The organism is Kocuria sp. p3-SID1428, from assembly GCF_025149945.1.
Taxonomy (GTDB): domain Bacteria; phylum Actinomycetota; class Actinomycetes; order Actinomycetales; family Micrococcaceae; genus Kocuria.
Window position 1 is genome coordinate 25,479 of sequence record NZ_JALXVH010000021.1, and the last position, 21,198, is coordinate 46,676.

20 protein-coding genes, 1 tRNA gene and 1 pseudogene are annotated in these 21,198 nt (G+C 71.5%); 13 read left to right on the plus strand and 9 right to left on the minus strand.

Features of this window, described 5'->3' with window-relative positions; genetic code table 11:
- Positions 1-281: 281 nt before the first annotated feature.
- Positions 282-671 (minus strand): hypothetical protein, encoded by a 390-nt coding sequence (locus M3E84_RS06305; protein ID WP_259895392.1) that lies wholly within the window; start codon positions 669-671, stop codon positions 282-284.
- Here M3E84_RS06305 and M3E84_RS06310 point away from each other — a divergent pair.
- Both M3E84_RS06310 and M3E84_RS06315 read left to right on the plus strand, forming a co-directional pair.
- Positions 603-956: a PadR family transcriptional regulator gene (locus M3E84_RS06310; RefSeq protein ID WP_396415577.1), complete on the plus strand. Its 354-nt coding sequence runs from the start codon at positions 603-605 to the stop codon at positions 954-956. The genes M3E84_RS06305 and M3E84_RS06310 overlap by 69 nt on opposite strands.
- Before the next feature lie 26 nt (positions 957-982).
- Positions 983-1,738 carry a hypothetical protein gene (locus M3E84_RS06315; RefSeq protein ID WP_259895374.1) on the plus strand — a complete coding sequence of 252 codons (756 nt, stop codon included), beginning with the start codon at positions 983-985 and terminating at the stop codon, positions 1,736-1,738.
- Between the two features lie 18 nt (positions 1,739-1,756).
- On the opposite strand, the gene M3E84_RS12405 is transcribed toward M3E84_RS06315, so the two are convergent.
- The 3 genes and pseudogenes from M3E84_RS12405 to M3E84_RS06325 all read right to left on the minus strand — a co-directional run bounded on the left by M3E84_RS12405 (position 1,757) and on the right by M3E84_RS06325 (position 2,925).
- Positions 1,757-2,074, minus strand: coding sequence for a lipase family protein (locus tag M3E84_RS12405; RefSeq protein ID WP_311200445.1), 318 nt, complete (start codon positions 2,072-2,074; stop codon positions 1,757-1,759).
- Positions 2,038-2,478: pseudogene (locus M3E84_RS12485) on the minus strand (lipase family protein); the annotation flags it as partial. The gene M3E84_RS12405 and the pseudogene M3E84_RS12485, both read right to left, overlap by 37 nt.
- 36 nt (positions 2,479-2,514) lie before the next feature.
- Positions 2,515-2,925, minus strand: a complete 411-nt coding sequence (locus M3E84_RS06325) for a hypothetical protein (protein ID WP_259895376.1) — start codon at positions 2,923-2,925, stop codon at positions 2,515-2,517.
- Positions 2,926-3,134: 209 nt separating this feature from the next.
- Here M3E84_RS06325 and M3E84_RS06330 point away from each other — a divergent pair, with 209 nt between their 5' ends.
- Positions 3,135-3,494 carry a universal stress protein gene (locus M3E84_RS06330; protein WP_061712893.1) on the plus strand — a complete coding sequence of 120 codons (360 nt, stop codon included), beginning with the start codon at positions 3,135-3,137 and terminating at the stop codon, positions 3,492-3,494.
- A gap of 162 nt (positions 3,495-3,656) precedes the next feature.
- Here the strand turns inward: M3E84_RS06330 and glp are convergent, their stop codons facing one another.
- The gene (glp, locus tag M3E84_RS06335; protein WP_259895377.1) at positions 3,657-4,970 is read right to left on the minus strand and encodes a gephyrin-like molybdotransferase Glp; all 1,314 of its coding nucleotides are present in this window, start codon (positions 4,968-4,970) and stop codon (positions 3,657-3,659) included.
- A gap of 211 nt (positions 4,971-5,181) precedes the next feature.
- Here glp and moaA point away from each other — a divergent pair, with 211 nt between their 5' ends.
- Genes moaA through M3E84_RS06355 form a run of 4 tightly spaced genes read left to right on the plus strand, consistent with a single transcriptional unit; the run spans position 5,182 to position 8,849 of the window.
- A complete protein-coding gene (gene moaA, locus M3E84_RS06340; protein WP_259895378.1) occupies positions 5,182-6,303 on the plus strand; it encodes a GTP 3',8-cyclase MoaA in 1,122 nt (373 codons plus the stop codon).
- Between the two features lie 60 nt (positions 6,304-6,363).
- Entirely contained in the window at positions 6,364-6,654 is a 291-nt protein-coding gene (locus M3E84_RS06345; RefSeq protein ID WP_259895379.1) for a MoaD/ThiS family protein, read from the plus strand.
- Position 6,655: 1 nt separating this feature from the next.
- A complete protein-coding gene (locus M3E84_RS06350) occupies positions 6,656-7,492 on the plus strand; it encodes an NTP transferase domain-containing protein (RefSeq protein WP_259895380.1) in 837 nt (278 codons plus the stop codon).
- A gap of 7 nt (positions 7,493-7,499) precedes the next feature.
- A complete protein-coding gene (locus M3E84_RS06355) occupies positions 7,500-8,849 on the plus strand; it encodes a molybdopterin molybdotransferase MoeA (RefSeq protein ID WP_259895381.1) in 1,350 nt (449 codons plus the stop codon).
- 69 nt (positions 8,850-8,918) lie between these two features.
- Here the strand turns inward: M3E84_RS06355 and M3E84_RS06360 are convergent, their stop codons facing one another.
- Positions 8,919-9,419, minus strand: a complete 501-nt coding sequence (locus M3E84_RS06360) for a DUF456 domain-containing protein (protein WP_259895382.1) — start codon at positions 9,417-9,419, stop codon at positions 8,919-8,921.
- A gap of 154 nt (positions 9,420-9,573) precedes the next feature.
- Between M3E84_RS06360 and M3E84_RS06365 the strand changes: the two genes are divergently transcribed.
- Positions 9,574-10,287 (plus strand): transglycosylase SLT domain-containing protein, encoded by a 714-nt coding sequence (locus M3E84_RS06365; RefSeq protein WP_259895383.1) that lies wholly within the window; start codon positions 9,574-9,576, stop codon positions 10,285-10,287.
- Positions 10,288-10,386: 99 nt separating this feature from the next.
- On the opposite strand, the gene M3E84_RS06370 is transcribed toward M3E84_RS06365, so the two are convergent.
- Complete coding sequence (locus M3E84_RS06370; protein WP_259895384.1) at positions 10,387-15,270, minus strand: NAD-glutamate dehydrogenase; 4,884 nt, start codon at positions 15,268-15,270, stop codon at positions 10,387-10,389.
- Between the two features lie 434 nt (positions 15,271-15,704).
- Between M3E84_RS06370 and M3E84_RS06375 the strand changes: the two genes are divergently transcribed.
- Complete coding sequence (locus tag M3E84_RS06375; RefSeq protein ID WP_259895385.1) at positions 15,705-16,808, plus strand: glycerophosphodiester phosphodiesterase family protein; 1,104 nt, start codon at positions 15,705-15,707, stop codon at positions 16,806-16,808.
- Positions 16,809-16,920: 112 nt separating this feature from the next.
- Here M3E84_RS06375 and M3E84_RS06380 read toward each other — a convergent pair whose 3' ends face one another.
- A complete protein-coding gene (locus M3E84_RS06380; protein ID WP_259895386.1) occupies positions 16,921-17,442 on the minus strand; it encodes a histidine phosphatase family protein in 522 nt (173 codons plus the stop codon).
- Positions 17,443-17,537: 95 nt separating this feature from the next.
- Between M3E84_RS06380 and M3E84_RS06385 the strand changes: the two genes are divergently transcribed.
- Positions 17,538-18,560 (plus strand): aldo/keto reductase, encoded by a 1,023-nt coding sequence (locus M3E84_RS06385; protein ID WP_259895387.1) that lies wholly within the window; start codon positions 17,538-17,540, stop codon positions 18,558-18,560.
- 188 nt (positions 18,561-18,748) lie between these two features.
- Complete coding sequence (locus M3E84_RS06390; protein WP_259895388.1) at positions 18,749-19,321, plus strand: DUF2617 family protein; 573 nt, start codon at positions 18,749-18,751, stop codon at positions 19,319-19,321.
- Between the two features lie 48 nt (positions 19,322-19,369).
- Here the strand turns inward: M3E84_RS06390 and M3E84_RS06395 are convergent, their stop codons facing one another.
- Positions 19,370-19,870 (minus strand): thioesterase family protein, encoded by a 501-nt coding sequence (locus tag M3E84_RS06395; protein WP_259895389.1) that lies wholly within the window; start codon positions 19,868-19,870, stop codon positions 19,370-19,372.
- 86 nt (positions 19,871-19,956) lie between these two features.
- On the opposite strand from M3E84_RS06395, the gene M3E84_RS06400 reads away from it, so the two are divergent.
- Together M3E84_RS06400 and M3E84_RS06405 are read left to right on the plus strand one after the other, a co-directional pair.
- Positions 19,957-20,607, plus strand: coding sequence for a YdcF family protein (locus M3E84_RS06400; RefSeq protein ID WP_259895390.1), 651 nt, complete (start codon positions 19,957-19,959; stop codon positions 20,605-20,607).
- A gap of 90 nt (positions 20,608-20,697) precedes the next feature.
- Positions 20,698-20,781 (plus strand) — tRNA-Leu (locus tag M3E84_RS06405).
- Positions 20,782-21,198: the final 417 nt, after the last annotated feature.

Here is a 21,198-nt window from a genome sequence, read left to right on the forward strand (position 1 = left end):
GCCGAGTCGCTGAGGAATGATTTCCGGCAGTTGCCGGAATTGCAGAATCGACCGCGAGGAACCCTTGATCTGCGTCAAGGAACGGCGGATCAATATCTGACAGCGGCGTGATCACGCGGATCCATAGCCTTCAGGATGGCCAGGCAAACCTGAGAAGAATTAGCACACAATCGCGTTGCCTAATGCTCGCGCATCATTTCTTCTCGAGCTGATTCCGAGAATGCAAGTCATTTCCGGAAGATGCCACGGGGTCTCCGGCGGTCGACGCCCGGCGAGGAACGTCAGCCAGCGTTCGCACCCTCATCCGCCTCGCGCTCGCGCTGGCGCGCCGACGGATTCGAGGCCACCGCGACGACGGCCGTGACCAGCAGCAGGAGGAAGGTCCCGTAGAACATCCACACCGACGGATAGAACCAGAACAGCGTCATGCCCCAGCCCGCGAGCGTGAGCACCAGCGCGAGCACCGACAGCACCAGCAGCCCCAGCCGGACGGTCGCGAAGCGCTCGGCGCGCCCGCGCAGCCCGTAGAAGGCGGCCAGGCCCATCAGGAAGAGGGTGAAGAACAGCTGCCCGGTGACCGTGATCGCGTCCTGGTGGTACTGATGCATCCCGAGCGCCTGGATCACGGCGGCGATCGCGAACAGGGCGGGGGCGATGACGGCGGACTTCATGCGGGGAGATCTCCTGGGGCCGGTGACGGACGCGGTCAGTCTAGAGCCGAGGCCGGGCTCGGCGAGATCAAGGGCGGCACGCTCTACCCCCTGCTCGCCCGCCTGGAGACCCGCGAGCTCGTGACGATCGAGTGGCGCACCGGCGAGGGCGGGCCCGGGCGCAAGTACTTCCGCCTCACCGACGCCGGCCGCGCCGAGCTGGCCGACGCCCGCACCGCCTGGTCGACCTTCGCACGCGCCGTCGACGCCCATCTGGAGCTCGACCGAGCTCCGTCGCGCCCCTGAACTCCACCCTTCATCAGGAGGTCACCATGAGCACAGCACCCGATTCCCTGGCCGATGAGCACGAGGTCTGGCAGCGGCCCTTCGTGCGGATGCATCGCCGCTGGTGCGATGACTTCATCCTCGAGCTGCGCCTGCGGGATGTGCCCGGCGCACGGATCGGCGACCGCCTCGCCGAGGTCGAGTCGCACTGCATCGAGACGGGCACCGACCCGGAGGAGGCTTTCGGCGACGCCCGGGAGTATGCCCGGGAGGTCGGCGACGCAGATGAGCCGGTGCGGGACACGGGCGTCCTGCGCGTCACTCTGATCTCCCCGACGGCCCTGGTCGTCTTCCTCACAGGCATCGACGCGACGAACCGCTGGGCCCGAGGCGAGGCGCTGTCCTTCAACCTGGTGGAGCTGGTCATCCTGGGCCTGCTGGTCACCGGAGTCGCCGCGCTGCCCTTCGTGCTCGGACCGCTGCTGCGCAGGACCTGGCTCGGCATCGTCTTCTTCGCGGGGCTCTTCCTGCTGGGCGCGCTGCGCGCGCTGGCCGGTCTGCTGCCGCTGGCTTCTGTGGTCGATGGCATCCCCGCGGCCCCCGTCTCCGTGGGTGCCCTCCCGATCCTGTGCGTGCTCTCGGCCCTCGAGATGCGCGAGCTGTCCGACGGTGACTGGGTCACCTCACCCTTGCGCGCCCCGGACGGCGCGCGAACGCCGGCGCGACGCGGCGTGGTGCTGATCGCCTGGATCTTCCCGATCGCCTTCGTCGCGCTGGGCGCTCTGGCCTGGATCGTCGCCTGAGCGGAATCCGGCCCGGGCTCAGAGGTGAGCGCAGGTGGAGACCGGGGCCCTGCCGTCGAACCGGGCCTGGAGGAAGCTGAGGATGTGCGGCTGGGACGTGACGTAGCCGCCCACGTGCCCGGCACCCAGCGTGGGGGCCAACTGCACGCTCGCACCCTGCGCGCACCACCTGCCGGCGAGCTCGCGCCCCGTCCGGTCGGAGCGATCGCCGAGGTGGTGCACTCCCCGACCGTCTCCGTGTAGAGCTGCACGCCGCGGGGGTTCAGGAACGACGCCGGCGAGATGCCCTCGGACTCGATCAGACCGCTGAGCGTGTACATGAGGAAGCCGTTGCACAGGCCGCTGTCGATCTGGGCCGCGACCTGGTGCAGATCCGCGGGCACCGCACCCGCCGCGATCGCGCGCACCTTCAGCTCATGAGCATAAGAGGCAGCCAGCTCGCCCGCTGAGGCGGCGGCCCCACCGCCCTGCGAGTAGCCCACGATCCCGACCGGCGTCTGCGCGCTGGTCCCGCCCATGCAGGCGTCGCGCGCGGCGCGGGTCGCGTCGAAGACGGCGTGACCCTGGTCCAGGCGGTCCATGTAGGCGTGCGGGCCCTGCATCCCCAGGCCGATGTAGTCCGTCACGACCACGTCGTAGCCGGCCAGCAGCAGGGCGTTGATGGCCGCGGCCTCGTACTCGGTGCCCTGCGCGCCCTGATGGCTGGGCGCGCACTGATCCGCCACGCCCTGCGTGCCCACCGCGTAGGTGATCAGCGGACGGGCCCCGCTGCCCCGTCACGGCGAGCCCGACTCCAGGAACGAGCCCATCACCGGGACGATCGCCCCGTCCGAGTCGGTCCTGGTGTACATGATCCGCGACTGCGCCTCACCCAGCCGCACGGCCCGCGCAGGGCCGAGGCAGAACGGGGAGGCCTCGTGCTTGAGCAGGCTCGCGGGCGAGTCGGGCGGCTGCGACGGCGCGACGTAGAACGGCCCCAGCGGCTGGTCCGCCGCGCTGTCGGCCGCCCCGACGGCGAGGGCCTGAGACGGAGCAGGGGGCGCGGTCTCCGGGACCGCTCCGACAGCAGGCTCGGCGGCACTCGACGACGACTCGGGTGCGGCCGCAGCGGGCACGAGGCCGCCGAGACCGAGTGCGGTGACGGCCAGGGTCACCGTGAGGCAGGACAGCGGCGCGCGGAGCTTCATGAGGACCTCGACGCGGGTGCGGATGCAGCTGGTGGCCGGAGCGCAGCCCCCGCCCGCTTCGCCTGCGACGTGCGGCGACGATCCCGCGTCACGTTCAAGACAGAAGTGCATTCTTGGCCTCGAGGCCTCAGCCCGAGGCCGCGGATGTGATATGTACCATAGGTTGAGCGCCGCCATGGCGCTCCCCAGACCCCGTTCCAGGAGGACCCATGACCATCGTGATCGCCCGCGCCGGCACCGCCGAGGGCCAGGCCGCCCTGGACGCCGGACTGGCCGAGGCAGCCCGCCGCTCGGAGGACGCCGTGATCTTCCACCTCGGCGGGGACGATTCGGATACCGAGGCCCAGGAGCTGCAGGGCGTCAAGGTCGCTCACCAGTTCCCGGACGCCCGCGGCCGCGACGCCGTCGGCGATCTGCTGGATGCCGCCGAGGCCGCGGACGCCTCCCTGATCGTCGTGGGCATCCGCCACCGCAGTCCCATGGGCAAGCTGCTGCTGGGCAGCGCCGCGCAGCAGATCCTGCTCGAGTCCGCCTGCCCGGTGCTGGCCGTCAAGCCCGAGCGCCGCTGAGGTCTCTCCTCCAGAGCCCGGCACCTCGCCCTCCGCGAGGTGCCGGGCTCTGATCGTTCCCTGGACCGCCCGCCCGGTGAGGGGTCGCCTCTGCCGCCCTTCACCGGCAGAAGGCCTGCACGACAGACCCTTCACGGCCGCGGGCATCCGCGTCCGAGCACCTCAGAGCAGACGGACCTCCACGGGCTCGCCGGCGGGCACCGATCCCTCGCCGGGGCCCAGGACGATCAGGGCGTCGGCCTGCGCGGCCGTGGCCAGCAGGTGCGAGCTGTACCCGCCGAGTCGGTGCGCCTGCCGTCCGTCCCAGCGGGCCCGCACGATCCGAGACCGACCGGGCAGCCGCTCGAGATCCTCGGCGCACGCGGCGCTGATCGTGCGCGGCGCCTCGGCTCCGGCACCCGCCGCCGCGAGCGCCGGGCGCAGCAGGGCCTCCGCCGAGACCCAGGTGGACACCGGATTTCCGGGCAGGCAGACGACCGCCGTGCCGTCGGTCATGGCCAGGCCCTGCGGACCGCCCGGCTGCATGGCCACGTGCAGGAACTCGCTGTCCGGTTCGGCGCCCAGCACGCGGCGCACGACCTCGAAGGCCCCCTCGGAGATCCCGCCGGAGCTCACCCAGAGATCGGGCGCCTCGAAGTCGGAGGAGGCCAGCAGGCGGCGCAGCTCATCGTCGTCGTCGATCACGTGACGCACCGCCGTGACACGGCACCCCATCCGCTCCAGCTGCGCCCGCAGCAGCGGCGCATTGGCATTGTGGATCTGGGCGGCGGCCGGCTCCTGCCCGGGCGCGACCACCTCGTCCCCGGTGGTCAGGACGCCGACCCGCAGCGCAGGGCGCACCCGCACCCGCTGCAGGCCCAGAGCCGCGATCGCCCCGATCGCCACGGGGCTCAGAACCATCCCGGCACCCAGCACGGACTCGCCGCGCGCGACATCCGAACCTGCCGGGCGCACGAAGCGCCCCCTGGGCTGCTCCGCCGGCACCTGCACCACGGCACCGTCGGGGAGGAACTGCGCCGGTGCGACCTCCTCGACCGGCACGACGGCGTCCGCACCGACCGGGATCGGCGCCCCGGTCATCACGGGCGCGGCCGTCCCGGGCGCCAACGGGGCGGGCTCGTGCCCGGCGGCACCGGTCGCGGCCACCGTCAGCTCAACGACGCCCGGCTCAGCACCGCCTGTCTGGGCATCGGCCTGCGAGCCGCCGTCGTGCAGAGGACCGCCCTGCGTGTCGGCAGCGCGCACGGCGTAACCGTCCATCTGGGAGTCGTCGAAGCGCGGCAGCGGGATCGGGGCCGTCAGCTCCTCGGCCAGCACCCGACCGGCGGCATCCTCCAGCGCGACCTCCTCCGTCGCCCGGTCTGACCACCGGCTGCGCTCGATGACGCCCTGGATCGCGGCGATGTGCTCGTCCACGCCGCGCGATCGGTGCCCGTGCCTGCCGCCGTGCCCTGCCATGTCGGCCACCCCTGCCATGTCCGCCCCGCTGCTCCGGCTTGAGCCGCGTCAAGGCTCCCGGAGACTGTACTGTCTATGGTCTCTGATCCGGCACCGTCAGCAGGAACGCGCCGGCCGGCGCGAAGCAAGTCCGGGCCACCGCAGCAGGATCCGCAGACTGCGCCGATAGCCTGGCAGACACGACCAGCACCGGCTGCAGCAGATCCGGGAAGGGAACGAGGTGAGCCCCATGACCACCGCACTCGGGATGCCAGGCCTGCGCACGCGCCTGGAGCCCTCACCCGCGGATCCGTCGCAGGGACTGGTCGACTCCTTCGGGCGCCGGGCCGCCGATCTGCGCATCTCCCTGACCGACAAGTGCAATCTGCGCTGCACCTACTGCATGCCCGCCGAGGGGATGGACTGGCGTCCGTCCTCCGAGCTGCTCACCGCCGCCGAGATCCAGCGCCTGGTGCGCATCGGCGTGCAGCGCCTGGGCATCGTGGAGCTGCGCCTGACCGGAGGCGAGCCCCTGATCCGTCCGGATCTGGAGGAGATCATCGCCGGAGTGCACCGCGAGCACCCCGAGCTGCCGATCTCCCTGACCACGAACGCGATCGGGCTGGACCGTCGCGCCGCCGGGCTCCGGGAGGCCGGGCTGACGCGGCTGAACGTCTCGCTGGACACCCTGGACCGGGAGACCTTCGCCCGTCTGGCCCGTCGCGACCGGCTCCCGCAGGTGCTGGCGGGGATCCGTGCCGCTCAGGAGGCGGGTCTGGAGCCCGTGAAGATCAACTCCGTGCTGCTGCGCGGGATCAACGACCACGGCGCAGCCGAGCTGTTGTCCTGGAGCCTCGAGCAGGGGCTGCACCTGCGCTTCATCGAGCAGATGCCCCTGGACGAGGACCGCACCTGGACGCGCCGAGGCATGATCACGGCCGCGGAGATCCGGCAGCTGCTGGGACGGCGCTTCCGTCTAGATCCTCGCCCGGTCCCCCGCGCCGGAGCCCCGGCCGAGCTGTGGGACGTGCGCGCCCTCGGAGCAGACCTGTCGGAGGAGCCGCTGGGCACGGTGGGGATCATCGCGTCGGTGACCGAGCCGTTCTGCGGCGACTGCCGCCGCACCCGCCTGACCGCCGAGGGCGAGATCCGCTCCTGCCTGTTCTCCCATGAGGAGTTCGGGCTGCGCGACCTGCTGCGCGGGCAGACCGAGCAGGGCGCGCTGCCGCAGGAGCGGGCGGACGAACTGATCGCCGAGCGCTGGCGCGCGGCCATGTGGATCAAGCCCGCGGCGCACGGCATGGATCGCACCGGACTGGGCGACGACGGCTTCATCCAGCCCGAGCGCTCCATGTCCGCGATCGGTGGATGAGATCCTGATCCGACCATAACCCGCCGCCGTGCGCGCGCGAGATCACGATGGAGGTGCGATATGTCGCTGACGGTCAACTACTACGCCGCGGCCAAGGCCTCGGTGGGCCAGGACACACAGCAGCTGGACTACGACGCCCTGCCTCGCGACGGCGACGGCCGCGTCACCCGGGGTGCGGTGGAGAACGCGCTGATCGCGGCGCATCCCACCGCGCCTGCGGGCGAGCTGCCGCTGGCCGAGGTGCTCGAGCGCTGCTCGTTCCTGCTCGACGGCCAGGCCTGCCCCGAGCCCGAGACCGAGATCTCCGACGGCTCCGCCCTGGACGTCCTGCCGCCCTTCGCCGGGGGCTGAGGTGGCCCCGCTGCCGAAGCTGCCGGTCCCGGTGCCTGCTCCGGCATCCGCGCCGACGCCCACCCGCAGCTCCCGCGCGGCGCTGAGCGCGATCGTGGTCGCCGGTGGCCGGTCCTCTCGCCTGGGCGGATCGCCCAAGGCGCTGATGCGCCCGGATCGCGACGGCGCCCCTGCCCTCGTGCACGGCGCCGTCGAAGCCCTGAGCGGGCTCGGCCTTCCGGCGCATCGGATCGCCGTCGTGGGCCCGGAGGGCCTTCCCCTGCCGGACGGCGTGCTGCGCACCCGAGAGGACCCGCCGTTCTCCGGTCCGGCGGCCGCCCTGGCCGCTGGCGCACTCGCCCTGGCGCTGGCCGAGCCCTCCGGGGCCTGCGCCTCCGCCGAGCCCTCCGAACCTGAAGGGGGCGACGATCCCGCCGCGCCCGGCACTGCGGACCGCGCCGTCGACCCCGACGAGCAGTGGACCCTCACCCTGGCCTGCGACATGCCCCGGGTCGCCGACGCCGCTCGGGCCCTGATCGCCGAGATCGAGGCACGGGGCACGAGCCGAGCGCCCTCCCCCGCCTCGGAGGCCACCGACTCGGGCCGCACCAGCACAGCGCCCCTCGAGGCCCCGCGCGGGATCGTGCTGAGCGATCGCGGCATCCTCCAGCCGCTGGCCGCCGTCTACCGCAGCGCGGTGCTGGGTCGGCAGCTGGTCGACCAGCCCGTCGTCGATCGCTCGGTGCGTCGAGTCCTCGGGCCGCTGTGGGACCGGCAAACAGCCGTCAGGGGACTGACCGATGACGTGGACACATGGGACGATGTGAAGAGATTCGGGCTCGTGCCCGTTCAGGACTGAGGAGACCATGAGCGATCAGCCGCAGACCACCCGCACTCTTCGCAGCCCCGACTGGGCGCAGGCCCGCCAGGCGGCCTTCGACGCCGCTGCGGCGCTGCCGCCGCACTGGCTCCCTCTCGGGGAGACGGTGGGCGAGACCCTGGCCGAGGACCTGCGCGCCGAACGTCCGGTGCCCCACTACACCTCCTCGGCCATGGACGGCTGGGCAGTGAACGGACCGGGCCCCTGGCGGATCAACCGCGGCGAGTACGAGCAGATCGACCAGCGCGTGGCCTGGGCCCGCACCGAGGAGCCGCAGCTCAAGCCCCCGCGATCGCTGGCCGTCGGCGAGGCCGCACCGATCGTCACGGGCGGACTGGTCCCGTTCAGCACGAGCGCGGTGCTGCGCTCGGAATGGGGCCTCGAGGACGGCGACTCGCTGCGCCTGAGCCCCGAGGCACCGGAGGGCGCCCCCGAGGAGGGACAGAACCTGCGCCGGGCAGGCCGCGAAGCCGAGACCGGAGAGCTGCTGATCCGCGCCGGGACGCGGCTGACCCCGGGGCACGTGGCCTTCGCGGCCACCACGGGCCTGGACATGCTCCCGCTGCTGCGGCGCCCGCGCGTGACCCTGCTGCTGACCGGCGACGAAGTCGACGAGGACGGCGTCCCGGAGCCGGGACGGGTCCGGGACGCCTTCGGCCCGCAGCTGCCGCAGTTCGTCCACCTCCTGGGCGGTCAGGTGGATGCCGTGCACCGCGTGGGCGATGACCGCGAGCAGATGCTCGAGCGGCTCACCGGCTCCGCGGTGGGCGCGGAGTCCGTGCTGGACTCCCGCGCGCAGCTGATCATCACCACGGGCGGCACGGGCCGCTCGACCGCGGATCATCTGCGCCCGTCGCTGGAGGACAGCGGCGCGCATCTGCTCATCGACGAGCTGGGCCTGCGCCCGGGCCACCCCGCGCTGCTTGCCCGCATGCCGGAGGACGGCCCGTTCGTCCTGGGCCTTCCCGGCAACCCGCTGGCGGCCATGACCACCCTGATGCTGCTGGGGGCGCCGCTGCTGGCCGGGCTCGGCGGCAACGTCATCCCGCCGCTGACCACGGTGCGCCTGACCCGCGAGCTGCCGGCCTCCAAGACGGATCGACTGGCACCGGGACTGGCCTTCGTGGCTGGCGCCGCCGTCTCCGGGACCACGATCACCGACCTGAGCGAAGGCGCTGACGCCCAGGGCACCGAGCTGCCCAGCGCGGTGGCGCTGTCACGCGCGGGCTCCGACCAGCTGCGCGGCTTCTCGCAGGCCAACGTGCTGCTGCTGATCCCCGCCGACGGCGTGCGGCCGGGCGAGCCCGTCCAGGCGCTGCCGCTTCCCTGGCTCTGAGGCGGCGGGAGCACCGGTCGGCCGGCCGGACCGCAAGGGGCCCGTCGTCCGACCGAGCAGGCTGGTCCGTCAGGCCGTGACGAAGTACGCGATCGCGCAGATCACGAAGACCGCCGAGGCCGCCAGAGCGCATCCCAGCTCGATCACGATCCCGAGGCCCATGGCCTTGAGCGCGATCCAGCTGGATTCCAGGGCGGAGCTCAGATCGCGCTGCCGGTGGGTCTCCGAGGCCAGCAGGCCCACCGCGAAGCCGAGGAACAGGCCCACGACCGGGATCACGAACAGGCCGATGACTGCGCCCACCACGCCGTAGAGCACCGAGCTGTTGGGGATCTGCCGCTGCTTGAGCCGTGCACCGGTCAGCGCCATCGACGCCGACATGCCGGCCAGCGCCAGCGTGACGCCCAGGGCCAGGGCCACCCAGCCTTCCGGCGAGCGCACCACGACCGCCCAGATCACCAGGCCGATCACGACCGTGATCGATCCGGGCAGGACCGGCACCACAATGCCGATGCAGCCGATGGCCAGCAGGAGGACGGCGACGACGGTCGCGATGATCTCGGGAAGCATGCCGCCCATTGTGCCCGCCCGGTCCCGTCGGGAGGCGCTGTGCACAGGCGCGGCCGATGACCGGCTCCAGCGCGGGCACCGCCGAGCGCCGATGTCTGGCGTGTCCATGACCGGGCATGTTCGCTGCTGGGCGGTGTGGCCTAGGCTCGAGTCGATGCCGTCTCCCGACAAGCGCACCTCCGCCAAGAGCCCACGCCGCTCATCCCCCGCGCCCCGGCGCAAGGCGCCGCCGCGTCCGCAGCCGCGCGAGGGCAGCCGGGCGGCAGGCGGGTCGGCACCGGGCCGCTCCAGCGCAAGCCGCTCGAGCAGAGCCCGCTCGAATGCGGTGCTGCGCGCCTGGCCGGTCTGGGGCGCGCTCGTGCTGCTGGTGATCGGAACTGCCGGCGCGATCATGCACAACAGCGACCCGCAGTGCTCGGACCACGGCGGGACCATCCCCCGGCAGTGGGCCGACGATGTCGCACGCTCCGCCGAGGTCTCCGGGCTGCCGCCCGAGCTGCTGGCCGCTCAGCTGGATGTGGAGAGCCGCTGGGATCCGGAGGCCGAGAGCCCCGTGGGCGCGCAGGGGCTGGCGCAGTTCATGCCCGAGACCTGGGAGATCTACGGCGAGGGGGAGCCCACGGATCCCGAGGCCTCGATCCGCGCCCAGGGCCGCTATCTGCGCGATCTGCGCGAGATGGTCGCCGAGCTCGACCCCGCGGACGAGCAGGAGGAGATCGAGCTGGTGCTGGCCTCCTACAACGCCGGGCCCACCGTGGTGCTCGATGCCGGCGGCATCCCCGAGTACCGGGAGACGCAGCGCTACGTCGAGCAGATCACGCAGCTGTCCGAGACCCGCTACGCCGGAGTCTGCTCGGACGACTCCTGAGCCGCACCTTCCCCGACGCCGTCCACCGCACACGACAACGGCGCCCGCCGCCTTCGAGAGGCAGCGGGCGCCGTCGCGCTCAGGAGGCGGTCCCGGTGATCAGCCGCTGATCAGCGAGCGCATGGAGCGCAGCGCCACCGACAGCGAGGCCATGTCCGTGGCCGCGTCACGGGTGGAACCGGATTCGATCTCCTCGAGGGTGCGGCCCACGCGCTCCAGGGACTGGCGGTTGTCCTCGACCCAGGCCTCGGTCTTCTGCTCGGCCGTCTCCCCCTGGGCGCTCAGGGCCTTGGCGGTCATGGCCGTGAGCGTGGCATAGGCGTCCTCGCGCATGGACATCCGGGCCAGCACCTCCCAGCGGGAGGTCTGCGGCAGAGCCGAGATCCGGGTGAGCAGCGCCTGGAAGCCGAAGCGCTCGAACAGGGCGAAGTAGAGCCGCCCCACCACCTCGAGGTCCCGCTCGGAGGCCTCCGTGCGCGCCAGCTGCACGATGTCCAGCAGCGAGTAGGAGTCCAGCAGGCGCGACCACGAGCGGGCGAGGTCCTCGGGCACCTCGGCCTCGAGGGCCTGCTGGTAAAGGCGGTCCGCGTTCTGCGCGTCCTCGGCGCCCAGGAAGGTCAGGCCCTCGCGTCTGACCTCGCCGATCTGGGCGAAGGACTCGACGATCTCCTCGACCGGCTGCTGCGAGAGCCCGCGGCTGATGAGCCACCGCACCGCGCGGTCCAGCAGGCGCCGGACGTCCTGGATCATCTGGATCCACTGCTCGGTCGGCACGTCAGCCGGCAGCTCGGCCAGCTGCTGCATCAGGGGATCGAGCTCGAAGATCTCCACGGCGGCCAGGAACGCGGTGGCCAGCTCGCCGGGCTCGCACGAGGTCTGCTCGAGCGCCCGGTAGGCGAAGGTCGACCCGCCCATGTTGATCATCTGGTTGGCCACCAGGGTGCCCACGATCTCGCGGCGCAGCGGGTGCGTCTGCAGGTCCTCGCCGAAGCGCTCCCCCATGGCCTCCGGGAAGTAGCGCTGCACGACCTGCGCCGTCCAGGGGTCATCGGCCAGGTCCGAGCGGATCAGCTGGCCGGAGAGCTGGATCTTGGCGTAGGCGGTGAGCACCGACAGCTCCGGAGCGGTCAGGGGCTCGGCCACCTCGGCGTCCTGCGCGCGCTCCTCGAGCTGGGCGTCGGTGGGCAGGTACTCGATCGCTCGGTCCAGATCAGCGTGCTCCTCGAGCCAGTCCATGAACCGCGCGTAGGTCAGCGTGTAGTCACCGGCCTTCCAGCGGTCGACGCTGAGGGTGATGTTCTGCGCCACGTTGGTGCGCAGCACCAGGGAGGCGACCTCATCGGTCATGGACTCGATGAACCCGGCACGGTCCTGTTCGGCGAGCTCGCCGGCGGCGACCATGCGGTCCACGAGGATCTTGATGTTGACCTCGCGGTCGGAGGACTCCACCCCGCCGGAGTTGTCGATCGCGTCGGTGTTGACCAGCACGCCGTTCTGGGCGGCCTCGATGCGGCCGAGCTGGGTCGCGCCCAGGTTGCCGCCCTCGCCGATCACACGCACGCGGACGTCGGCCCCGTTGACGCGGATCGCGTCGTTGGCCTTGTCGCCCACGTCCGCGTTCGACTCCGACTCCGCCTTGAAGTAGGTGCCGATGCCGCCGTTGTAGAACAGGTCCACCGGGGCCTTGAGGATCGCGCGCATCAGCTCCGGCGGAGCCAGCTCCGTGGTGCCCTCGGGCAGGCCCAGGACCTCGCGGACCTGATCGGAGACCGGGATCGACTTCGACGTCCGCGAGTAGACGCCGCCGCCGTCCGAGATCACGGACTCGTCGTAGTCCTGCCACGACGAGCGCCCGAGCTCGAAGACCCGCTTGCGCTCGGCGAAGGAGGCCGCCGGGTCCGGATCCGGGTCCAGGAAGATGTCGCGGTGGTCGAAGGCCGCCACCAGCTTGATGTGCTCCGAGAGCAGCATCCCGTTGCCGAAGACGTCGCCGGACATGTCGCCCACGCCCACGACCGTGAAGTCCTGGGTCTGGGTGTCGTGGCCGAGCTCGAAGAAGTGGCGCTTGACCGACTCCCAGGCCCCGCGGGCGGTGATGCCCATGGCCTTGTGGTCGTAGCCCACCGAGCCGCCGGAGGCGAAGGCGTCGCCGAGCCAGAAGCCGCGCTCCTTGCTGATGCCGTTGGCGGTGTCGGAGAAGCGGGCGGTGCCCTTGTCTGCGGCGACCACCAGGTAGGAGTCGTCGCCGTCGCGGCGCACGACGGCCTGGGGCTCGACGGTGCGATCCTCGCCGTCGTCGCCGGGAACCAGGTTGTCCGTGACATCCAGCAGGGAGCCGATGAACTCCTTGTAGGCATCCTCACCGGCGGCGGCCCAGGCCTCGCGGTCCTGCGCGGGATCCGGCAGCTGCTTGGGGAAGAATCCGCCCTTGGCGCCGTCGGGGATGATCACGGAGTTCTTGACCATCTGCGCCTTGACCAGCCCGAGGACCTCGGTGCGGAAGTCCTCGCGGCGATCGGACCAGCGCAGCCCGCCGCGCGAGACGGGGCCGAAGCGCAGGTGCGTGCCCTCCACTCGCGGGGACCAGACCCAGATCTCGTGGCGCGGGCGCGGCAGCGGGGCCGCGGAGATGCGCCGCGGCTCGAGCTTCAGCGCGATCGCCGGGCGGTCCTCCTGATAGGCGTTCGTGCGGGCCGTGGCGGAGACGACCTCCACGAGAGTGCGCAGGAAGCGGTCGGCATCCAGCGAGGGCACCTCGTCCAGGGCGGCCTCGAGCTGCTCCAGGACCTTCTCGCGAGCGGCCTGGCGAGACTCGTCGTCGTCGAAGCGCTCGGGCTCGAACGACGTCTCGAACAGCTCGACGATCCCCCGGGTGACCTGCGGCTGGGCCAGCAGCGTGTCCGACATGAACTCGAAGGAGTGCGGGACCCGCAGCTGCAGCAGGTACTTCACGTAGGCGCGCAGCACGGCGATCGAGCGCCAGTGCATGCGCTCGGCCAGCACGAGCCGGTCCAGGGAGTCCGACTCCGAGCGCCCCGAGATCACCGCGCACAGGATCTCCTCGATGAGGTCCTCGGTGCGGGCATCGTCCGGGCCCACGGCGTCGACGCCGGCGGGCAGCTCGACGCCGAAGTCGTAGAGCTGGAACTCGCGGCCGTCGCCGGTGCGGATCTGATAGGGCTTCTGATCCAGCACGGTCAGCCCGAGGTTCTGCTCCATGGGCAGCATCTCGGTCAGGGTGAGGCTGCGGGTCAGGTAGACGTTGACCCGCGCCGGCTCGCCCTCGGCGGCCGGCGGGGCCACGCGCACCTCGGCGGGCAGGGCCTCGTCACGGCCCCACAGCATCTCGCAGCGGCGCAGGTCCTCGATGGCCTCGTCGATCTCGTAGTGGGCGCGGTAGTCCGCGGGGAACGCCTCCGCCCAGCGTTGCACGTATTCCCGGGCGCGCTTGGAGTCGAAGAGCTCCTCGATCTCCATGGACAGCGCCTCGGGCCACGAGCGGGCGGCCTTGCGCACCTTCAGCTGCAGGTCCTCGTGATCCACCGGCGGCGGGGTGTCCTGCGGAAGGCGCAGCCGGAAGAACAGGCGGGCCAGCGAGGAGGTCGACAGGGAGACGTCGAAGTCGACGTCCACGGCACCGTAGGCCTCGGTGAGGATGTCCGAGATCCGCTGGCGGACCTCGGTGTTGTAGCGATCGCGCGGCAGGTAGACGACGGCCGAGACGAAGCGCCCGAACAGGTCGGTGCGGGAGAACACGCGCGTCACACGGCGCTCGTCGAGCTCCAGCACGCCGCGGGCGGCCTGCACGGCCTCGTCCACGGACATGTGCAGCAGCTCGTCGCGCGGGTACTCCTCCAGCACGGACTGCAGGTCGCGGTCCGAATGGGAGTCGGGGCGGAAGCCGAAGGACTCGGCCACGGCCCGGACCTTGTCCCGCACCCATGGGGTGTTGCGGGCCGAGGTCGAGTACGCCTTGCGGGCGAACAGGCCCAGGATCAGGTACTCGCCGTCGACCTGGCCGTCGGCGTCGAAGCGGCGCACGCCGATGTAGTCGAGGTAGTCGTTGCGGTGCAGCTCCGAACGGGTGTTCGCCTTGGTCACGAACATGGCCTGGCGATCGCGCGCGTGCTCGGCGGCCTGCACGGTGAGCCGACGGGGGCGACCGGCCTTCTCCTGGGGCTCGGTCAGGATGCCCAGGCCGCTGCCCTTCACGGAGGACAGGTAGAGGCCCTCGTCGTCCTCGGAGAGGTCGTACTCCTTGACGCCCATGAGCACGAAGCGGCCGTCGAGCAGCCAGCTCAGGAACTCCTGGGCCGGCTCGACGTCGTCGAGCTGCGAGCGCATGGGGCTCAGGGAGTCGTTGACGGTGTCGACCCAGCGGACCATGTCGTCGTGATCCGCATCGATCTGCGCGACCGTGCTCAGCGCGGGACGCAGGGCCTCGATGAGCTCCTGGGCTCTGTCCTCGTCCAGGTGCTCCACCAGCTCGACCTGGATCCAGGACTCGGCGGCCGAGGTCTCGCCGAGCCCGCCCACGACCGGGATGGCCTGGGTGTCGCCGCTGGAGATGGCGCGGATGTCCTCGAGCTCATCGACGCTGCGCAGCTGACCGTCGTCGTCGCGGGTGGCCCGCAGGATCGGGTGCACGACCAGGCGCGCACCACCCCAGTCGCCGGCGATCCGGGCGTTGAGGGTGGAGACCAGGTAGGGGACGTCGTCGGCGACGATCAGCACGACGGTGCGCGATTCCTCGTCCACGGTGGTGATCAGGGTCTCGCCGCGCTCACGGCGCTGAGCGAGCTCGCGGTGGCGCTGCGCGCGGGCCACGAGCACGTCCTCGCCGCGCCTGTCGAGGTCCTGCGCCGGAGCGCCGGCGTAGTAGGTCTGCACCCACGCCTCTGAGCCGAGCTGCGGATGCTCCCGGCCTCCTGTGCCCTGCTGGTCTGCTGTCGAGAGGTCGGGACGGTCCTGGGACTCTGCCACTGGGGGATCACACCTTTGTGAAGTCGTGAGCTGGTCATCCGCTTCTGGCGGCCGATCCGGCCACTGTAGCCCGCACGATCACAGGCGGAACAGGGGCACGGCGAGGCATCTGTCCGCATGACCAGACGGCCATGGCCTCCTGGCGTCTTCCGTGATCGCCGCGCGCTCGGCCTCCGACCCCGACGACGGCCCCAACGCACAGGTTCCCACAGTATCCCCGCTGGTCAGAGCATCTTCCATGCATCTGAGGCAGTTCACGCGCAGGCCATCCGATGGACCCCCGCACCTCGCTCGGGCGCCACCGGAAGCTCAAGGGCGGTTCCTAGTGTCGCCGGTGTCTGCCCGGGCCGCATCGGGCCTGCCGTCGATTGACCGCAGACGGATGCGCACTGCCCGGCACGCATCCTTCACCGTCCCATGGAAAGGCCCCTCCCATGCCCATGAACACCTCGCTGCGCACCGTCGCGCTCGGAGCCGTCCTGGTCCTGGCCGCATCGTCCGCCCCGGCCGCCGTCGCCGCCCCTGCCCCCGTGAACACTGCGAGCGCCTCGCAGGCCGAGGACTTCGATCTGCAGTCCCACCGCGGCGGGCGCGCCGAGTGGACCGAGTCCTCCCTGACCGCCTTCTCCCGCTCGCTCGAGCTCGGCGTCACGACCCTCGAGCTGGACACCCACCTCACCGAGGACGACGTCGTCATGGTGTGGCACGACGACACCATCCAGGCCGAGAAGTGCCAGGACACCGGCCCGGCGACCCCCAACGATCCGGACTACCCCTACGTGGGCGACCGGTTCCGCGAGCTGACCTACGCGCAGATCCAGACCCTGGACTGCGGCTACCAGCAGCTGCCCGGCTACCCGGTGCAGGACAACATCGAGGGCAATCGCATCGCGACCCTCGAGGAGGTCTTCGCCCTGGCGGTCCAGCACGGCGCCGAGGACGGGATCCGCTGGAACATCGAGACCAAGGTCGAGGATCCCACCGACGCCCCGGAGCGCGCGGCCCTGGTGGCCGGCGTCATGGCCACGATCCAGGAGCACGGCTGGCCCGAACGCACCACGCTGCAGTCCTTCGACTGGGCCGCCCTGGACCAGGTCCGCGAGATCGATCCCGAGATGACCCTGGTGGCGCTGGCCGAGGCCGAGAACCCGGTGGACGCCGGGATGGACCCGCAGGATGCGGCCGAGCGCGGCTACGACGTCTGGTCGCCGCGGCACACCCTGCTCACCGAGCAGAACATCGCCGAGGCGCACGAGCTCGGCCTGACCGTGACCCCGTGGACCGTCAACAACCGTGTGGACATGGAGCGGCTCATCGACTGGGGCGTGGACGGGCTGATCACGGACTACCCCTCGACCCTGCGCGACGTCATGGCCGATCGCGACTGGGCGCTGCCGCAGGCCTACCCGCTGGTCGAGCAGCCCGAGTTCGGCAAGGGCGCGCAGACCCGCGCCGAGCGCGAGCACACCGGCGCCGCCCGTTCGGTCGAGGACGTGCGCGAGCGCTCTGCCGAGGCCCGCACCCGCTACACCCGCTGATCGACTCCGCAGCGCCGGCCGGCTCCGCCGCCGCGGACGTCCGGGCACGACGACGCCGGCCCTTCCTGCGCGGGGAGGGCCGGCGTCGTCGTGCTGTGAGAGCCGCAGAGGCTCAGCCGATCCACTCCTGCTGGATCTGCAGGACCTGGGTGTTGATGATCCGGGGGTGCGTGCTGCCGGACCAGTGGTTCAGCGCGATGCGGATCAGGGAGCCGTGGCTGACCATGAGGACGTCGCGGCCGGGGTTCTCGGCGGCGATCTCCTGCACAGCCCGCAGCGCCCTGGCCGCGAGCTCGTCCTCCGGCTCGGCGGGGATCATCAGCTCGGCGTACTTCTGGGCGGTGAGGTTCTCGTTGTGCTTGCCCTCCGTGGAGCCGAACGACCGTTCGATCAGGTCGTCGCAGACTCCGCCGAGCTCGGCGCCCAGGGCCTGCGCCACGATCCGCCCGGTCTCCCGGGCGCGGGACAGCGGCGAGGTGACCACCAGATCCCAGCTCTCGCCCTCGTCGATCATGCGCTGGGCCGCATCGCGGGCCTGCTGGCGCCCGGTGTCATTGAGCGGGATGTCCGTGCGCCCCTGGAAGCGCATGGCACGGTTCCAGTCGGTCTCGCCGTGGCGCATGAACGCGAGCATGAGCTCTCCTGACCGGCCCCGGGCGGGACCTCGACGCTGTGTGCTGGGGGTGCGGCGGACTCGCCTGCTCGGGCCGGTCCGACCAGACTGGGGCCATGAGCGATTCCAGCACCAGTGTCCCCCAGCCCTCGGACACCCGCGATGACCCGGGCCTCACTCGGCTGATCTACGGCGCCATGCCGCTGGGCGGGTCATGGGATGCCGAGGACCCCCTGAGCGACGAGCAGACGGAGATCAGCTGCGCCGCGCTCGATGCCGCGGAGGAGGCCGGGTACCGCGATCTCGACCTGGCCGACATCTACTCCGCCGGGAAGTCCGAGACGGTCGTGGGGCACTGGCTCGCGCAGGACCCGAGCCGCCGTCAGCGCATGCGCGTGCAGACCAAGGCGGGCATCCGGATCCCAGGCGCCACCGCCGACGGAAGCGCCCCCATGCACTACCGGCTCGAGACCGCCACCGTGCGCGGCTCGCTCGAGGACTCGCTGACCCGCCTGGGGATGGAGTCCGTGGAGCGGTTCTTCATCCACCGCTGGGACCCCTTGGCGGATCTCGACGAGCTCGGGGCCGCGCTGGATGCGATCGTCGACGAGGGGCTGGCCCGCCGCGTGGCGGTGTCGAACATGCCGTGGGATCACCTGCAGCTGCTCCAGCAGGCGATGACCAGCCCGCTGTCGGCCGCCCAGGTCCAGCTGAGCCTGGATCACCGCGACCTGATCGAGGCTCAGATCCTGTGGAACCACCCCGAGGGCCGCACCACGGTCCAGGACGGGACGTTCCTGGAGCGCTGCGCCCGCGCCGGCATCGAGGTCCAGGCCTGGGGATCGATGGCCCAGGGGATCTTCACCGGGGCGCCCGCCCCGAGCTCGACCGACGAGGTCCGCAATCTGGAGCCCACCATCGAGCTCGTGCGGCAGCTGGCCCGGGAGCTGGAGTGCTCCCGCGAGGCGGTCGTGCTGGCCTGGCTGATGCGCCTGCCGCAGCGGATCCGCCCAGTGATCGGCACCACCAGCCCCGAGCGCATCCGCGCCTGCGCGCAGGCCGATGTGGCCGCCGCGAATATGACGCACGAGCAGTGGTACCGCCTCTGGAACACCGCTCGCGGCCACGACGTGCCATAGGCCCAGGTCACAGACCACATCCGCCGCTCTTGTCGTCGCAATAGCGGACACGCGTCCCCGGAACGGCCCACCGCCCGGCATTCCGGCTTGCCAGCCCGCCTCCCCTGCCGGTAATTTGCGATCGACACACCGGCGCGCGGCTTCCCCCAGGCCCCCACCTGGACGCCGCCGGCATGGGGAGGAGCATCATGACCACCACCGTCGAGTCCGACGACCACAGCGCAGCAGCCCCGATCCTGGGCGTCGATCCGTCGTCGCTGAGCCTGCAGCACCGCGTCCCGCGCCTTCCGGCGCTGGCCGTGCGCACCGAGCAGCTGCCGCAGCTCGTCTCTGCCTCGGTCGAGCTGCGGCTGCTGGGCAGCGGCCACCAGGTCGTGGTGCGCCTGGACGAGACCGAGTGGATCGAGACGCTCGCGCAGATGCCCGGACGGCTCCCGCACCTGCCCACGCAGACCCGGGTCGAGTCCCCGCTGCCCGGAAGCGGGCCCTACGAGGCACGCTGCACGCTGACCGAGCACTCCCCGCGAGGTCTGGTCAAGCAGCGCGAGCGCTTCCAGCACCACAGCGCGGCCGCCCAGGCCTCTCTGCTGCTTCGCGGCGGCGACGGCGCCGCGGCCGCCATGTGCCTCTACCTCCCCGACGGCGACGACGAGCTGCAGTGGCGCACCTGGCGCACGCAGCCGGCGACCGGACGGCTCGTGCAGACCGTCAGCACCGTGCAGCTGCCCCCTGCGATCGGACGGCGGCTGCGCGCCAGCTGAGCCGGCCTCGCGGCGCCGTCGTCGTGCCCGCACAGGGCGGCACCGCCCTCAGCTGAACAGCGGGTCTCCCGCGTACGGGGCCAGCAGCTCGCGCTGGGCCGACTGCAGCCGCAGCACGGTCTGGGACTGCGGGTCGAAGAACGCCAGCTGCGTGTGCGCGCGGATGCACCATTCGCCCGTGCGCGGGTCGGCGATCTCGATGCCCAGGACCAGCGCCGCGCCGGCGGCCTTCACGATGCGCACGCGCGTGGGCGCGGGGATGTTGCTGTACTCGAGCGGACGCACGTAGCGCACGCGATGCTCCACCACGAGGGCCTGGGTGCCCTCCGGCAGGGCGTCGAAGAGCCGGACCTGCGCCGGGCGCGCCTGATGCCCGGTGCCCACGGGCACGCCGAAGGCCTCGATGCGCGCCTCCTCGAGCATGCGCACGATCTCCACGTTGTTGATGTGGCCGTAGGCGTCCATGTCGCCCCAGCGCATGGGGATCCGGACGACGACGCCCGGGCCGTCCTCGGCGAACTCGGACGCGGCAGAGGTGTTCTCGGACATGTTGCGGGATCCTTCCGGGTGGGGGCCCCAGAATAGAGGCCGCGGCACGACGATCCGCACCCCATCCCGAGCAGAGCGGCACCTTCATGAGCACGACCCCCCATTCGCCCAGGAGCGCCTCGCCCCGCCGTCGTCGCCTGGCGGCCCTCGGGATCGCCGCCGGCGCACTGGTGCTCGCCTGGCTGATCGTGTGCACCTCCGTGCTGCTGCACCCCGAGATCACCGAGGCCCCCCAGCCGGCCGATGCGGTGTTCGTGCTCGGTCCCGCCGACGGGACCCGCGTGGAGCACGCCCGTGAGCTCATGGAGCAGGGCCTGGCGCCCACTGTCGTGTACGCCACCCCGCAGGGCGATTTCGGCGGAGGCGGCCAGGCGACCACCGACGAGATCGGCAAGCCGCACTGCGAGACCGACGTTGACTACGAGGCCATCTGCTTCGAGCCCGACCCCTCCACCACGCAGGGCGAGGCCATGAAGCTGCGTGAGCTGGTGGACGAGCGGGGCTGGGACGACATCATCGTGATCACCATGCGCCCTCACGTGGCCCGGGCCCAGCTGATCGTGGACCGGTGCTACAGCGGTCAGACCCAGTGGTCGCCCATCGACTACGTGGACTCCTACTGGCGCCACCCCTGGATGACGTTCAAGGCCTACGTCTACCAGTCCGCCGGCTTCCTCAAGGCCTGGGCGACCCCCGGCTGCGACACCCAGCTGCCCGGCAAACCCAAGTCCATCTGAGGCCCCGTCCGCCCGGATTGGCGCGCGAGCACGGACTCGGGTACGCTATCCGTCGTTGCCCGCAGGGATGAGAGTTCCTGCGAACCACGAGCGCGAGTGGCGGAATTGGCAGACGCGCACGGTTCAGGTCCGTGTGCCCGAGAGGGCGTGGGGGTTCAAGTCCCCCCTCGCGCACGAAAGTCCCAGAAGCACCCCGATCCCTTCGGATCGGGGTGCTTCTGTCTGTGCTGACAGGCTCCGACACCCCTCGCGGGTTATAGGGGGTTATAGGCAGAAATGTGTGTACGGGATCGGCCTGCATCCCCGTGATCACGCCGCAGCAGGCCGCTCGATATGCTCTGGGGCATATCGAGCGGCCTCGCAGCGTGGACGCCTCGACCCAGAGGCCCCGTGGTGTGGTTCTGGCGCTGCGGGCTGAAGCGCCGTCGCTGAGTCCCCTCAGCGGCGATGCTTGCCGGCAAGCTCGAGCGCAGAATCCCCAATGCCGCACCAGGGGCGCCATGAAGGGTCACCCGCGCGCCTCCCGGCGTCCCTGCGCCCTGATCCCGACGGCAATCTGCGCCGCCAGAAGGTCGGCTGACCGTGAGAGCT

Excerpts from the sequence above, each read along its gene's own strand:
- M3E84_RS06310 (WP_396415577.1), top strand. The coding sequence starts at position 603 with ATGCATCCCGAGCGCCTGGATCACGGCGGCGATCGCGAACAGGGCGGG.
- M3E84_RS06305 (WP_259895392.1), bottom strand. The coding sequence starts at position 671 with ATGAAGTCCGCCGTCATCGCCCCCGCCCTGTTCGCGATCGCCGCCGTG.
- M3E84_RS06315 (WP_259895374.1), top strand. The coding sequence starts at position 983 with ATGAGCACAGCACCCGATTCCCTGGCCGATGAGCACGAGGTCTGGCAG.
- M3E84_RS06325 (WP_259895376.1), bottom strand. The coding sequence starts at position 2,925 with ATGAAGCTCCGCGCGCCGCTGTCCTGCCTCACGGTGACCCTGGCCGTC.
- M3E84_RS06330 (WP_061712893.1), top strand. The coding sequence starts at position 3,135 with ATGACCATCGTGATCGCCCGCGCCGGCACCGCCGAGGGCCAGGCCGCC.
- glp (WP_259895377.1), bottom strand. The coding sequence starts at position 4,970 with ATGGCAGGGGTGGCCGACATGGCAGGGCACGGCGGCAGGCACGGGCAC.
- moaA (WP_259895378.1), top strand. The coding sequence starts at position 5,182 with ATGACCACCGCACTCGGGATGCCAGGCCTGCGCACGCGCCTGGAGCCC.
- M3E84_RS06345 (WP_259895379.1), top strand. The coding sequence starts at position 6,364 with ATGTCGCTGACGGTCAACTACTACGCCGCGGCCAAGGCCTCGGTGGGC.
- M3E84_RS06355 (WP_259895381.1), top strand. The coding sequence starts at position 7,500 with ATGAGCGATCAGCCGCAGACCACCCGCACTCTTCGCAGCCCCGACTGG.
- M3E84_RS06360 (WP_259895382.1), bottom strand. The coding sequence starts at position 9,419 with ATGCTTCCCGAGATCATCGCGACCGTCGTCGCCGTCCTCCTGCTGGCC.
- M3E84_RS06365 (WP_259895383.1), top strand. The coding sequence starts at position 9,574 with ATGCCGTCTCCCGACAAGCGCACCTCCGCCAAGAGCCCACGCCGCTCA.
- M3E84_RS06375 (WP_259895385.1), top strand. The coding sequence starts at position 15,705 with ATGCCCATGAACACCTCGCTGCGCACCGTCGCGCTCGGAGCCGTCCTG.
- M3E84_RS06380 (WP_259895386.1), bottom strand. The coding sequence starts at position 17,442 with ATGCTCGCGTTCATGCGCCACGGCGAGACCGACTGGAACCGTGCCATG.
- M3E84_RS06385 (WP_259895387.1), top strand. The coding sequence starts at position 17,538 with ATGAGCGATTCCAGCACCAGTGTCCCCCAGCCCTCGGACACCCGCGAT.
- M3E84_RS06390 (WP_259895388.1), top strand. The coding sequence starts at position 18,749 with ATGACCACCACCGTCGAGTCCGACGACCACAGCGCAGCAGCCCCGATC.
- M3E84_RS06395 (WP_259895389.1), bottom strand. The coding sequence starts at position 19,870 with ATGTCCGAGAACACCTCTGCCGCGTCCGAGTTCGCCGAGGACGGCCCG.
- M3E84_RS06400 (WP_259895390.1), top strand. The coding sequence starts at position 19,957 with ATGAGCACGACCCCCCATTCGCCCAGGAGCGCCTCGCCCCGCCGTCGT.